This window comes from Bacillus sp. CH_70, assembly GCF_038007045.1.
GTDB classification, from domain to species: domain Bacteria; phylum Bacillota; class Bacilli; order Bacillales; family Bacillaceae_G; genus Bacillus_A; species Bacillus_A cereus.
In genome coordinates, this window is the sequence record NZ_JBBOWL010000002.1 from 36,423 (window position 1) to 49,536 (window position 13,114).

Consider the following 13,114-nt stretch of genomic DNA (forward strand, 5'->3'; position numbering starts at 1 on the left):
CAGAATTACCTTGGTGTATTTTGTAACTTAGATAAAGACATGGCCATTACAAGATTCCTTAACAATTAATAAACTAAACGTTCAGTTTATTAATCAACTAAAATATATACTAAACGTTCAGTTTTGTAAATAGGCTATTTTATTTTTTGTTCATATTAAGTATACTAAACGTATAGTTTATGATTCTTGGAAGGAATGATTAATGTGCAAGGTAAAAGAGGTAGACCACGTAATGTCGAAACCCAAAAAGCTATCCTTTCTGCATCTTATGAGTTATTACTGGAAAGTGGCTTTAAAGCAGTCACAGTCGATAAAATTGCAGACCGTGCTAAAGTTAGTAAAGCTACAATTTATAAATGGTGGCCTAATAAGGCTGCTGTAGTAATGGATGGTTTTCTTTTTGCTGCCGCAGCTAGATTGCCTATACCTGACACAGGTTCAGCATTGAATGATATTTTAATTCATGCTACAAGTTTAACCAAATTTTTGATAAGTCGGGAAGGGACTATTATTACTGAGTTAGTTGGCGAAGGACAATTTGATTCAAAGCTGGCAGAGGAATATCGTACTCGATATTTCCAGCCACGTCGCCTGCAAGCAAGGCAACTCCTGGAGAAGGGAATTAAAAGAGGCGAATTAAAAGAAAATCTCAATGTTGACTTAAGTATCGATCTCATTTATGGACCAATTTTTTATCGGTTGCTAGTAACCGGTGAAAAGTTGGATGATTCCTATGTGCATGACTTGGTAATAAATGCATTTGAAGGAATACGCTTGATTTGATTAATATTAAAATAAAGATTTAGAATTTCTACTGTCTCTTATGCGGAGGCATTTTATATTAACTTGGTAAATAAAGTATTTAATTTTTAAAAACTGATGTATATGGAGTGGTCTCCCAATACATCAGTTTAAGAATTAAGGGGATGTTAAAAATAATCAAGATAATTACTCTAAATATAACGTCATGCAAATAATTTTCGTTATGGGGTAATTCTGAATTCTTAAGTTGATGGGCATGGGGTAGCACCACACATCCATCAACTTAAGGATTTGGTGCTGGTTTAAAATAAAGTTTGGTTAAAAAAGCATTCTAAACCCATAATTTCAATGCATATAAAAAGCCATTGTTTTAAACAGTAATTGAACAAAACGATGGCTCTCTTTTATTTTCCAGAACTGTTTTTCATAAAAAAGTCTGATTAATTTAATTTTCCTTATACCACTAACGCACCATTTAGTTTAATAAGAATGAATGGATTTAAACTTTCTTCCAATAAAGTTAGCAGGTACGGGGTTGAGTTCTATTTCTCTTGACCAAACAGAGAGTTGACCAATGTGGTGAATCTCATGAGCAATTATATGGTGTAATATTTCCTCAACAGTATATTTATCTTCATCCCAAGCAACACATACAGCTTTCTCTTTTAATTCATCTAAATTTTTTTTGAGAAATTCAGCTATTTCATTCCGGAATCTATCTGAAAGAGATTTAACCCTTTCAAGTGTATCATAATCAGCAAATTCAACTACTATGTCTTCTTTGCCTTGAATACCGCGAACCCAACTATATTCAACATCAATAATGTGAAAAAGGGTATATAAAATACTTCCTACTCCTCCAGTTCGCTCTTTTATCAACTCTTCATTTGATAGTTGATTACACCATTCAAACCATTCGTCTCTTACTTGCCAGTTATATTTAAAAAAATTTATCAATGTAAACACTCCCCTATATAATTGTTTATAGCAATAAGAATTAGCTTTTGTCACTAAAACCCCATGCCCATCAACTTAAGATTTTTATAATACCCCAAAACAAAAAAATTGCCCATTTTCGCCTGAAGATGTCAATTTTCTCGTTTTGGGGTATTTGTTTGTCTTATCTTGATGGTGATGTGGCGAGACCCCTTATTACAGAAGCGTTATAAAGAGGTTTAATCGGATGGCAATGAAGCGATAAAGAATAATTGTATTGGGAATTGTGCCGTCAGTTTTACTGATAGCCTTTTTAAATATTTTCATTACCTGTTCTGCTTTGCTATCTACGTGTTCCAGCATACATTATTTTGTTCTTCTAATGCTTCTGAGAGTAATTGCAGAGCATCCCAGTAATTATCCATTGCCTGTTTTATCTTTTCTTGCTCGAAGCCAATTCAGCTCCCACCTACTCACTGGGCTGTGACCCTTCACGCTCCTTGAGGAAGGAGTCTTCTTGGCTAAAATGATAAAGTAGTAAACATTCATCCAAAATGTGCTATAGAAAGAAGGGGTTTTTCACTACATAGATGGATCATTTTTATTTTTCTGAATATTGATATTGTTAAAAATTATCATATATATTATTATAAATAATGGTATATTAGTAAATTTTAGTATTACTTCTTTTCAGCTTTTAAACTATGATACTTGGAGGCGTTGTTGTGCGTAAAAAATGGAAGCTTGGACTAATGAGTACTCTTCTTGCCTGTACCACCTTTACATCTGTAGCATTCGCGGCAGAAAAACCAGTCGATCAACCCAAATGGGAGGAATGGTTAAACGGTCATGCAAAAAAATTAAATGAACCAACTTCCCAAACAACAGAGGATTTATCATTTCTTAAAGGGGCCGTACAGGACAAGCGTATTGTTGTACTTGGAGAAAGTACGCATGGTGCAAAGGAAATGAATCAATCCAAAATTCGTATGATTAAGTACTTACATGAGCAAATGGGATATGATGTGATTGCATTTGAAACAGGGCTTGGGGAAGCAGCAGCTGTTCAGCAAAATATTGATCACTTAACTGCTACAGAAGCGATGAAACAATCTTTATACCCTGTATGGCAAACTGAGGAACTTGAACAATTATTTATCTATATGAAAGAACAAAAAGAAAAAGGAAAGCCACTCACATTAGCTGGTTTTGATATGAATTTGTTTTATAATTCTTCATTCCGCTCCTATGCAAAAGAATGGTTGCAAAAAGTAAGTCCTGAAGTCGCGAGTGAATTTGATGCAGCAGTGTCAGAGTTGATTGGACTGGATAGGTATTACAGTAAATATGAAGGTACGTATCCTTATAATCAATTTAAAATGGAAATACAGCCCGTAATTAACAAGTTTGAAAAGGTTAGAACATTTATTCAGAATCATAAATCTGAATTGAATCAAGTTGCACCACATCCTACGTATGATGTGAATTTCTTAGAGAAATCAATCAGTATACGCATTGATGCGATTAAAACGCATTTAGATGCTGATATGAAAGTCAGAGGTGGCATCTCCTCACCTAACCTGACAGACTATTCTTTTTATATCCGAGATCAAAAAATGGCACAAAACTTAGCGTGGCTCACTGAAATGAAATATAAAAACAAAAAAATCATTGTATGGGGACATAATTACCATATTCGAAAACAAAATTCGAAAATGATATTAGACTTCATGAAGGTGCAAGAATACAATTATGTAGCCCCTAATATGATGGATTATCTTCCGCAACGCATTAAAGACCAAATGTACACGATTGGCGTATTTTCGTATAGTGGAAGCAGTTGGGATGATGGCAATAAAGATGTTATTCTTGTACATAACGAACATGAAGAACAAAGCGTTGAAAAAATCATCAGCACGGTGGGAAGTCCCCATGTTTTCGTTAACTTAAAAGGAGAAAGTAACCGACCAGAAACTTCATGGATGTTTACTCCTACTGCAGCAAGTTATTGGGGAAATAAAAAAAATGAAGAAATCATGATTCCGACAGAACAATATGATGGCATTCTCTGGTTAGAAAAAACATCACCTTCTGTATTAAAGTAAAAAATAAGAGCCTCCCATAAAGAATGGAGGCTCTTTTCTATTCATATTCCTTTGTTCAAATACTCGAGAAATAATTAAACAAAAATCATGCATATGGTTAAACATCCAAAATTAAGGGATTAGGCTCTCTTTCATAGTGGCTTGTACATCTCTTATCATCTTTTGGAATGAAAAAACCTTTCCCCACTCCATCAATCGCAAATCACATGCTGCTTGCGTCAACGCTTCACATTCCAATGAAGAAACCTCTATGATTCCCCTCTTATAAAAAGGGATTAAAAAGTAAAAAGAAGCCTAGATAATAGAAAATAACAGGTACTTGGTATCAACCACGCTAACAGAAAGCCTAGTAAAGATTTTAAACATATGGCTAGAATTAATAAAGTAATATGGGCCAAAAGAATAGTCTTTTCAAAAGAAAGATGTAGATTAAATAGATGGAATTTAGGCATATAGGTCGTAAAAAAACAGATCATTCCGATAGAGAAAATTACCCCTACTATGATTTGTACCCCCACCCAATACTCCTCTTTTATTTTTTTCATTTTCATTACCTAACTTCCTAAAAAAACAGTTCTTTCTTCTTTATACAAAACACTGCAAGAAACACTTTTTACAAAGTGTCCTGCGGTGTTCATCATGATACACAGTTGACAAGAATACGCGAAGCAGCGACCTTGGAAATATGAAAACTCGCAAGGACATGGAAACAAACAGGCACCCACTTTAACTAGTAGTAATTTGTGCGGCACCCATGTTAATAATTCTTCTGGTAATCGGTATGTAATGGAGCCGTGTTGCCCTTTTATAATGACGTAGGGATTGCGAAATTTTTCTTGCATGCCAATCCCAATTACTTGATACAATTTGCCGCGCTGACTTGGAAACAATATATTTGGAATGTCTAATAGTTCAATTTCATGAAAAGAATGACATAATCTCGCATCAATTGCAAATATCACCACCCCCCCAGCTATACATAAAACATAATTAGTATACCAATAGGGTCTATGTTACGCATAGAAATCCTTTTTTCTCCCTAGACTTATCTATAAAAATAAAAAAAGAAAACACAAGTTGTGTTCCCTCTTCACTATCTGTTTTCTAAAATTTCAATTTCAAAGATTCTAACTGCTGAATGGAGCCGATTCCTGGTAAATAGGCACCTTCATCTTTCAGCAGAGATAAGAATACTTCCGTTTCTACAAGTGAAGGCTGGTACGCCTACCAAATAATAGTACTTTTCCCCTATTGCTCAAGTGTCGCTGAGTATGCATGGAAATCGTAAGGTTGTTTATGCAGGTACTCGCTCCTGTTCTTAGACATTTTCGGTAATGATAGTAACGGATGTTTTCACCTTTATTCGCATGCCCGCTGGCCTTTCTTTGCATCACAGTAAAATAATGATAGTTCCCTATTCTTCCCTCGTTTATAAATGAATACTTCCTTTTGCCGTTTCCTTTACGTCATGTAGTTTGTCTAACAATGATTGTAGGTAGAGAGATTACAAATATAGATTTCCATTATTATAGCCAAGTAAAGATGATAGGGAGACAATTACAAGAAATTTCAGGTCCTGATTGGTCCCTACCTGCCTTTTGGCATTTCATATAGACCTAATGATGCAAAAAATCGCTGCACTCATATTACTTCTTTTTTCGTATGAAATACAGGATTGCCACTAGTAATATGCCTATGATGATCAGTCTTACAGAATAAAACGAGAAAGCTAACACAAAGAAAGCACGTCCTACGATTAGAAGTACGAATCCAAAAACTAAAGGTAGCATAGCTTTCCATATGTTAACTTGTAAAAGCTTTTCTAACGATAATAAGATTTGAGAAAAACCCAAGATAAGAAAGATAAGTGCTGCAACACAACTAAACAACCTTCCTTTTATAGGATAATCGGTTTTTGTTTCAATTTGCGTAAGTGAAAGTACATCGCTTACATTGTCTGGCATCATAGAAAAATTTATCAACCCCATACTCCCTACTATACACCCTACCAGTAGCATCCCTGTAAATAGAGACATATTTCTACACTTCTCACAGGACCATATTAATCCTTCCCAAAATTTATAAATCATAAGTAATCTCCTATTCTAGTTTGGAAAAGTAATCCAAACTCGGTATATATATATTATTATCCTTATGTTAAGATGTAAATACATTAAGAGTGTTTCTATTTATTCATAAACAGTGCATTTGCTATAGCGTACAAAATAGCATTTACTCTGCATGAAGACATGCAATAAAGACCAATAAAGGGGATTTTGTAAGAATGGAACATTTATTTTATTTATTCGAAGATTTATGTGATAAACATCCTAAGGCAGCTCTTTTCTTAATTCGTCTCGTTTTTATTATTGCTGGTATAATTATTTTACCAACTGTGGCAGTACTTACTGTTAGTATGTTTGTTTACGCAGCTGTTAGCCCTGAGTTTTATATTTCAGCTATTTTTATTTTTATATTATTCGTTGTTATTCCTTATCTACTCAAAAAGTACTTTCAGAAATTAAAAAGAGATGCACGTGAAAAAGTGAGAAGAAGGTTTAAATTATAGAATGGGTCGTTTCTGTTTCTGAATTTCCTAAACCTAGTAACATATCTAATGTATTTTTTACATAGAAAAACCGATTGAGTCTCATAGGATTCAATCGGTTTTTCATTCCCGAGTGTCAAAAAATAGCGCACAAGAAAAGACGTAAAACATTATTCGCTTGGTGTATTAGACCATCTACTATCAGTATAACACGGCGGGAAGTGTCTTTAAATCAAAATATTCCTTCAATTAGTCAATGACTTTGAATCAACCTATGCTTAATGATAAATTCACCAAACGTTCTGAAAAAAAGGAATTACGTACTATAATTAAAACGCTTCGTTTGCTCGATAAGATAATTTGATATATCTGTATTGGAACCATTACCTAAGAGGAATTCTACTAAATCTTGTTTTTGAAGAACTGGATCCATAACGTCTGTATCTAACTGTCTTATAATTTGAATAATGTCATGATGTGAAAAACTTTTGATAGCTTTAAAAATTTCTGCATCACGCTTTTTTCGATCAGCTGATTCTGCAGGATATCCTGTATTGAATGGTTCTTCAAATAATTTCTCAAGAGTGAAGCGAAGGTTTAATTCCCCCGCCCACCCGAAGTTTACTCCAAGAGGCAGTGATGCACAGTTTCCGTTATTTATCCTACCGAATAGAAACACATCTGTTGGAGTTGGCAGATATCCACTAATGACATTGGGAAGTGTATTACACGCGATCGACATTCCACCACCGCTACTACATCCAGTGACGACAAAATCAACTGCACCTGAATTTAGAAGTAGTCCAACAGCTAAGGACACTTGGATATAGCTCAACTCCGATTCTTCAGCTGTAACACCAAAATTGAAAACTTCATATCCATGCTTCGCCACAGCCTTTTTTGTTTCTTCAAAAATCACTTCATTTTTGCTAGTTTGGGTACTTGCTTGTATCACTGCTATCTTCATTCATCCACAACCTTTCGGCTTAATTATCACACAAACCGAAAATCAAAAGAAGATAAAAAAGACACAGAAGTGTCTAATATACTTTCAATTCAAGTTCTACGAAGGATAATATTTTTATACTCTCTTGATTCTATATCCAACCGACATTAACTCACTGACCAGCGCACCTTAACAAGTGCCTTTATGTTAATCGATAACTGAACATATGCGATTAATAATTCTAACAGTTTTAAGAAATTCTATTTCTTATCCATATGTATTACAAAAGGACTGAATTTCGAGTAAAGATATATTATTTTTCTTGCCGCAACCTTGCATTAATTCATCATTCTTTACTATTGCGCATGATAGTCATGTCGGGGTTTACCGTACCCATCAAATTAATTAAAATAGGTACACTAAAATGATTAGAGACCTTAATTTATTTATACAGGTTAGAAATATCAGGCTATTTTTAAAGACTTTAGGATTATTGAATAAACAGTAAGAAATGGATTAATCCAGTATTTTATTCTTCACTAATAAAAGGAGCAATTATTTTTTTTTCATAAGAAGATAGCACGATATTCGTTGAAGGCGTACCATATTGCATTGTATCATCAATAAATTGCTCTAAACTTTCTACAGAATATGTTGCTATTTTGACAATATAGCTAATTTCCCCTGCTACTCTGTAACATTCAAGTACATCTGGATGGTTATAGCAAAAGTTAGCTAATGATTTACAATCCTTTGTCTTAAACAAAATAAGTGCAGAAATTGGGCGATTCAATTTTTTTAGAGAAACATGTGCATGATATCCTTCAATAATTTGCTGTTCCTCTAACTTCCGTACGCGCTCAGTTACTGATGGAGAAGATAAGTGAACGGATTCTGCTAAATCCTTCATTGAAATTTTTGCATTTGACTGTAATAATTCCACGATTTTTTTATCAATCTGATCCATAAATTATCCAACCTTTTTTTATAAACTAGAATAAATGAAATTCTTTATATAATAAAGCTAAACAATCAAATTTCCTTATTCAACTTATGTATCAGCCTACTATCTTTATATAAAATTAGGATAGAAGGAGGCGATTTTCAATATGAAAAAGATTTGTTTATTATTAGCTGACGGATTTGAAGCAGTGGAAGCGAGTGTATTTACTGACGTACTAGGTTGGAATAATTGGGAGGGTGATGGGTCCACCGAGGTCGTAACAGTTGGTCTTCGAAATAAATTGACCTGTACCTGGAATTTTACTGTCATACCAGAAAAAACGATTGATGAAATTCAATTAGACGAGTTTGATGCATTAGCTATTCCAGGAGGATTTGAAGAAGCTGGTTTTTATCGGGATGCATACAGTAATGAATTCTTACATGTAATTCAACATTTTCATGCCAAACAGAAGCCAATTGCCAGTATATGTGTAGCATCCTTAGTACTCGGTAAAAGCGGAATCCTTATAAATAAAAAAGCAACCACATACAGTCATCCAACGAGTAAACGAAAAGAGCAATTAAAGAATTTTGGTGCGATCGTACAAAATGATTTAATTGTTCATGATGGAAATATTATTACATCTTCAAATCCAGGTACAGCTTTTGATGTTGCCTTTTTATTACTTGAAATACTAACATCTAAACAGAACGCTACACATGTAAAGGATCTTATGGGATTTTAGGAATATCTCATCAATAAATGGGTAATTTGTAAATTTTTGAAGTTTATCATTAGTTATGTGGTAAACATCCATGCTCTAGTTCTATGTGTCGAACCAATGGGAAGTCTATCTTCAAATTCACTACATAAGCAATTATAATAGTATATAGTTTACATATTAGAATATCTAGTAGCAAAAGGAGACATACAATTCATGTTAGACACGATTTATACACCACTTATTTTAGGTATAGTCTTTCTACTTTTATATTTTACAGGAAAAAGAGAAGATAGAATGATACTCTTCTTATCTTTCATTTTCCTAATCGATTTCGTGAGCCGTGCCATTGAAGAATCTAGTTTTAGAGGTACAAATGTAGATGCATTTTGGAAATTACTGCATATTATACTGACATTTATCTTATGTGTACTTGTATTCCGTGATTTCCAAAAATCGTGGAAGAAGCGGAAAGAAGCGAAGAAGAAGATATAAAGCGTTGATGTATCTAAAAAGAGAAAGGTATTCCATCCAAAAATATGGAATACCTTTTTTCTGTTACGAATGTGTTTCTATTTTTTGGAACCATACACCGTAAGAAACCCCAGAAAATGCATAATATCTGCATGTATAATATTTTTAAACACTGTCAGCTGCTCCCCCGTAAAGGGGTACAGTTCCCTAAATGCAATTAATTTCGGGTATTTGTCTTTTTAAATTACCTCATGTAATTGCTGTATTTGTTTTTGTGAATAACGTTGTTTTACTCCTCTATTCCCTTCTGTTCTAGCGTTCTCCCAAGTCGCATCATCCATGACTATAATAAAGTTATCGGGATCATCGTATAAAGTAACTTCGCAGACTTCTAAAATAGGAGAAAAACTTAACTTTTCTTGAAATAAGAACTCTAGGTACATTTTTGTTTCCACCGCATTGCCTGTATGAATGAATTTATTGTCTTTCACAATATCAACCATCATTTGCATCTATTGTAGTAACTTTTTTATTCGTAAATATAGCCAATTCGCATTCTATTCCATAAACGTAGTTATTAATCAAGATTCATTCATAATCTCTCTTACTGCTATGAGTTTATGCTTCTTGTAATCTTTCAAATATAAAAATATTACTTCCCCTCTTTGGTACAGATACGGAATGTTGTGACCTTTAGTGCCTGCTTCTCTTGATAGGGCATAAATAAGTAATCTTGTAATGTACCTTTAAAGACCTGAACCCCATTTGAGTATGCGATAACTGTTTTATCAAAATTTGACGACGTAAGTGTAGACATTAGGTTTTTCAGCTTATTTGTTCACTCCTGTTTTCCATTCAGATTTTGTAATGGTCCCGTCAAAGTTGTATGTAATCTCTAATTGGTCATAACCATTCTTATAGATATGCTTCGTACTCGTTCCGTTCGGCTCAGTAACATCTGTCCAAGGTAGGTTACTATCATCTATCTCACGAAAGTTCACACCCTCCTTCGCTATTTGTAACATATCCTTACTAGCCCATCTTGAAAGCTTTGGCTTAATTAGTTCTTTGTATGTTTCCTGCGCTTCTGAACTTCCTAGAGAAGTGAGATTCGCATATGCTTTCTTTTCTCGGGCTGCATATTGCTCCTCTTTGAGTGTTTTCTCTTCAGATTTCTCTGGCTCCGTATTTTGAATCGGCGTTTCTTCCTCTTTCTCAACAGGATTTTCTTCAGCGCTATCAACTTCTGCATGTGTTTCTTCAGGTGGATTCTCTATAGCATACAGCTTAGCCTTCAGCTTGTCGTAATCACTTACTAGGTCATCATACTTTTCGGCTAATTCCATTGACTTTTCTCGATAAAGTTCTACTTGTGACGATAATCTATCGTTTTTTTGGTTATAACAAGATGTCAATCCAAAGAATAGGAAAACAACTGCCCCATACTTTGCAACTGTCTTTCCTTTAATAGATTGTACTTTCTCAGCAATTGTAGATTTCTCTGATTTTATAATTTGTAATCTCTCCCTCTAGTTACTCAATAATCTATTTATAACAATTTAGTTACATGTAAAATTTTACATGACTAGACATCAGATGTCCAGTTGACTATCCTATACAATTAGTCCTTTTTTTGTTTAAATAAATGATATTTCATTACATCATAGACAACAATATCTTGTTGCTCGTTGTTGATATCCAGTCACTTATTCATGTGTTACCAATTCCTTATTGATTAGCGATTGGTTATAATTTCTTGGTATCACCCCGCGATAACTTTGTGCATTGAGAGAGAGATTTCTTTTCTCCATTTTCTCTAATCCAGATTGTAATTTATCAAGGTCAACTTGTTTTTCTTCTAATTTCTGATAAACTCTATGCTGCATAACCTGCGCAATTTTTTGGAGCTGGTAATATGTATCATTCCAGATATTCGCCCACAGATAGAATTCTTCTCTTGTTTCATCAGTTATATATGAACTATCCACTAAACAAGGAAGTAGTTCATCCTCACCAACTAAATGATACACGGCACAAGCTGGTTGCTCTCCTTTATCTGATACAAAAATAACAAGACAGTCTGTTGTTTGTACATAATGAGAAAACAATACACCGTCTAATACTACTGGTTCTTCATCAGAAATACGCTGAATGGATACATCAGGAAATGCCTCCAGTATGGATTGATATTGATACAGTTCATTGTAATATTTATGTACTAGGTAAACTATTTCCTGCATATGTTGGCATGATGCCTGTAATGTACTCATAAATTCCTCCGTTTTCTGTATTAACGTTATCGTTATTCCTTATATTTATATGTAATCATAATTTGATATAAAAGGTATATCATTGTAAATTTATTCTGCCAATCAGCTTAACTAACCATTTGGTACTTATATAGCACCATCTATTATGTACTTCTGTTACAGTTAGGAAAAGTAGATTCTTTTCATTTATTACACCTTATGAAGCAAACTCATTTATTATATATATTATAAGATAGAAAAACAACAGAATTTTCATAAAGAACTCAAAAATTTTATTATTTAGGGAGAACGACATATTTGTAGTAGCAAAATAAATACAGTGAGAGTAGCTTCCTTTTCTGAAAATATGTACTAAAAAGTGAAAGAAAGACTAATATGAATTGGTCAATAGGACCTAAATATGTTTACAATCCCACTGTTTTAGAAATGCATCTTTGTAAATTGAGAGGGAAAGGGGAATACAAAATTCCAGAAAATAGGGTTAGATTAAATGGAGGTTTTCATAACGATATTTTTCATAACAAAGAGCACAACAGCGTAGTCAGGATTTCCCAAAAAAGTAAAACGAAAGAGATGGTAATGCAAGAAATAGAGTGGATGGGTTTTCTACATGATAAAGGTGTACCTGTTCCAAAGGTTATACTTCCATTAGCGTATGAAGGAGAACGAGTTAAGACAAATTTCGAATATATTCCAGGCGATTCAATTGATGTTACAAATAAATCACACTGGAATGAAGTAACGTTTAAACAATTTGGTAAAAGTTTAGGGAGAATGCATGCAATATCAAAAACCCACAAATTTGAAAGCATACACCGTCCTGCTTGGCGTAATGATAACCTTGATGTCTTTAATATTAGAGAAAATCTAATTCCGTGGATTGGCGAAAAATATGATAAGTTACTTAACAGTCTCACATCCGATAACATAACGCCTGACAATTTCGGCCCTATCCATAATGACTATCATCAGGGGAACTTAATTATGAACAAGAAAGGATTTATAACCATTATTGATTTTGATGAGTGTTCTTACAATTGGTTTGCACAGGATCTTGCAGTAGCTTTCTATCATGCTTATTGGCAGCACGACTCCTTCAATGGCAATACACATACTTTTTGTGATAGTTTTATGCGTAATTTCTTCAAGGGATATACAACGGAAAATAGCCTACATAAGGATACAATCAAACAAATCCCAACCTTCTTGAAATTAAGAGAGATTTATTTGTATCAACTATTTAATCAATCATGGGATACGAATCATTTAGAAGCATGGCAAGAGTACACCATGCAAAATCTAGAAACAAAAATTAAAAATGAAACTCCCTATGCTGGTATTCATGATTTTTCTATTTATTTATAATGCCTTAACCATATTTCATTTTATCAAAACAAAACATGAAA

The 13,114-nt window shown here is 33.7% G+C and carries 14 protein-coding genes; 6 read left to right on the forward strand and 8 right to left on the reverse strand.

Translation table 11 applies throughout. The features are described 5' to 3' along the window. Positions 1-195: 195 nt before the first annotated feature. Complete coding sequence (locus tag N2V79_RS27135) at positions 196-783, forward strand: TetR/AcrR family transcriptional regulator (RefSeq protein WP_071729435.1); 588 nt, start codon at positions 196-198, stop codon at positions 781-783. 459 nt (positions 784-1,242) lie between these two features. Here N2V79_RS27135 and N2V79_RS27140 read toward each other — a convergent pair whose 3' ends face one another. Further along, positions 1,243-1,719 carry a DinB family protein gene (locus N2V79_RS27140; protein ID WP_033667686.1) on the reverse strand — a complete coding sequence of 159 codons (477 nt, stop codon included), beginning with the start codon at positions 1,717-1,719 and terminating at the stop codon, positions 1,243-1,245. Between the two features lie 704 nt (positions 1,720-2,423). Here N2V79_RS27140 and N2V79_RS27145 point away from each other — a divergent pair. Beyond that, entirely contained in the window at positions 2,424-3,803 is a 1,380-nt protein-coding gene (locus N2V79_RS27145; protein WP_340720366.1) for an erythromycin esterase family protein, read from the forward strand. Positions 3,804-4,357: 554 nt separating this feature from the next. Here N2V79_RS27145 and N2V79_RS27150 read toward each other — a convergent pair. Then, the gene (locus N2V79_RS27150) at positions 4,358-4,765 is read right to left on the reverse strand and encodes a hypothetical protein (protein WP_340720367.1); all 408 of its coding nucleotides are present in this window, start codon (positions 4,763-4,765) and stop codon (positions 4,358-4,360) included. A gap of 684 nt (positions 4,766-5,449) precedes the next feature. Continuing rightward, a complete protein-coding gene (locus N2V79_RS27155; RefSeq protein ID WP_340720368.1) occupies positions 5,450-5,893 on the reverse strand; it encodes a hypothetical protein in 444 nt (147 codons plus the stop codon). Positions 5,894-6,087: 194 nt separating this feature from the next. Between N2V79_RS27155 and N2V79_RS27160 the strand changes: the two genes are divergently transcribed. Beyond that, positions 6,088-6,372 carry a hypothetical protein gene (locus N2V79_RS27160; RefSeq protein ID WP_340720369.1) on the forward strand — a complete coding sequence of 95 codons (285 nt, stop codon included), beginning with the start codon at positions 6,088-6,090 and terminating at the stop codon, positions 6,370-6,372. Positions 6,373-6,667: 295 nt separating this feature from the next. Here N2V79_RS27160 and N2V79_RS27165 read toward each other — a convergent pair whose 3' ends face one another. Further along, positions 6,668-7,318 (reverse strand): RpiB/LacA/LacB family sugar-phosphate isomerase, encoded by a 651-nt coding sequence (locus tag N2V79_RS27165; protein WP_340720370.1) that lies wholly within the window; start codon positions 7,316-7,318, stop codon positions 6,668-6,670. A gap of 508 nt (positions 7,319-7,826) precedes the next feature. Next, positions 7,827-8,264 carry an Lrp/AsnC family transcriptional regulator gene (locus tag N2V79_RS27170; protein ID WP_071729417.1) on the reverse strand — a complete coding sequence of 146 codons (438 nt, stop codon included), beginning with the start codon at positions 8,262-8,264 and terminating at the stop codon, positions 7,827-7,829. Between the two features lie 142 nt (positions 8,265-8,406). Between N2V79_RS27170 and N2V79_RS27175 the strand changes: the two genes are divergently transcribed. Both N2V79_RS27175 and N2V79_RS27180 read left to right on the forward strand, forming a co-directional pair. Continuing rightward, complete coding sequence (locus tag N2V79_RS27175) at positions 8,407-8,988, forward strand: DJ-1/PfpI family protein (RefSeq protein ID WP_340720371.1); 582 nt, start codon at positions 8,407-8,409, stop codon at positions 8,986-8,988. 192 nt (positions 8,989-9,180) lie between these two features. Beyond that, positions 9,181-9,459, forward strand: coding sequence for a hypothetical protein (locus N2V79_RS27180; RefSeq protein ID WP_069604406.1), 279 nt, complete (start codon positions 9,181-9,183; stop codon positions 9,457-9,459). A 218-nt stretch (positions 9,460-9,677) separates the two neighbouring features. On the opposite strand, the gene N2V79_RS27185 is transcribed toward N2V79_RS27180, so the two are convergent. The 3 genes from N2V79_RS27185 to N2V79_RS27195 form a co-directional block, all read right to left on the reverse strand. Next, on the reverse strand, positions 9,678-9,881 hold the full coding sequence (locus tag N2V79_RS27185; RefSeq protein ID WP_234581490.1) for a hypothetical protein: 204 nt from the start codon (positions 9,879-9,881) through the stop codon (positions 9,678-9,680). A gap of 387 nt (positions 9,882-10,268) precedes the next feature. Beyond that, positions 10,269-10,784 carry a hypothetical protein gene (locus N2V79_RS27190; protein WP_340720372.1) on the reverse strand — a complete coding sequence of 172 codons (516 nt, stop codon included), beginning with the start codon at positions 10,782-10,784 and terminating at the stop codon, positions 10,269-10,271. Positions 10,785-11,144: 360 nt separating this feature from the next. Continuing rightward, positions 11,145-11,708, reverse strand: a complete 564-nt coding sequence (locus tag N2V79_RS27195) for a hypothetical protein (protein ID WP_340720373.1) — start codon at positions 11,706-11,708, stop codon at positions 11,145-11,147. Positions 11,709-12,173: 465 nt separating this feature from the next. Between N2V79_RS27195 and N2V79_RS27200 the strand changes: the two genes are divergently transcribed. Beyond that, positions 12,174-13,073 (forward strand): phosphotransferase enzyme family protein, encoded by a 900-nt coding sequence (locus N2V79_RS27200; protein WP_340720537.1) that lies wholly within the window; start codon positions 12,174-12,176, stop codon positions 13,071-13,073. The last annotated feature ends 41 nt before the right edge of the window (positions 13,074-13,114 follow it).

Excerpts from the sequence above, each read along its gene's own strand:
- N2V79_RS27170 (WP_071729417.1), bottom strand. The coding sequence starts at position 8,264 with ATGGATCAGATTGATAAAAAAATCGTGGAATTATTACAGTCAAATGCA.
- N2V79_RS27185 (WP_234581490.1), bottom strand. The coding sequence starts at position 9,881 with ATGTACCTAGAGTTCTTATTTCAAGAAAAGTTAAGTTTTTCTCCTATT.
- N2V79_RS27155 (WP_340720368.1), bottom strand. The coding sequence starts at position 5,893 with ATGATTTATAAATTTTGGGAAGGATTAATATGGTCCTGTGAGAAGTGT.
- N2V79_RS27180 (WP_069604406.1), top strand. The coding sequence starts at position 9,181 with ATGTTAGACACGATTTATACACCACTTATTTTAGGTATAGTCTTTCTA.
- N2V79_RS27165 (WP_340720370.1), bottom strand. The coding sequence starts at position 7,318 with ATGAAGATAGCAGTGATACAAGCAAGTACCCAAACTAGCAAAAATGAA.
- N2V79_RS27175 (WP_340720371.1), top strand. The coding sequence starts at position 8,407 with ATGAAAAAGATTTGTTTATTATTAGCTGACGGATTTGAAGCAGTGGAA.
- N2V79_RS27190 (WP_340720372.1), bottom strand. The coding sequence starts at position 10,784 with ATGGAATTAGCCGAAAAGTATGATGACCTAGTAAGTGATTACGACAAG.
- N2V79_RS27195 (WP_340720373.1), bottom strand. The coding sequence starts at position 11,708 with ATGAGTACATTACAGGCATCATGCCAACATATGCAGGAAATAGTTTAC.
- N2V79_RS27135 (WP_071729435.1), top strand. The coding sequence starts at position 196 with ATGATTAATGTGCAAGGTAAAAGAGGTAGACCACGTAATGTCGAAACC.
- N2V79_RS27160 (WP_340720369.1), top strand. The coding sequence starts at position 6,088 with ATGGAACATTTATTTTATTTATTCGAAGATTTATGTGATAAACATCCT.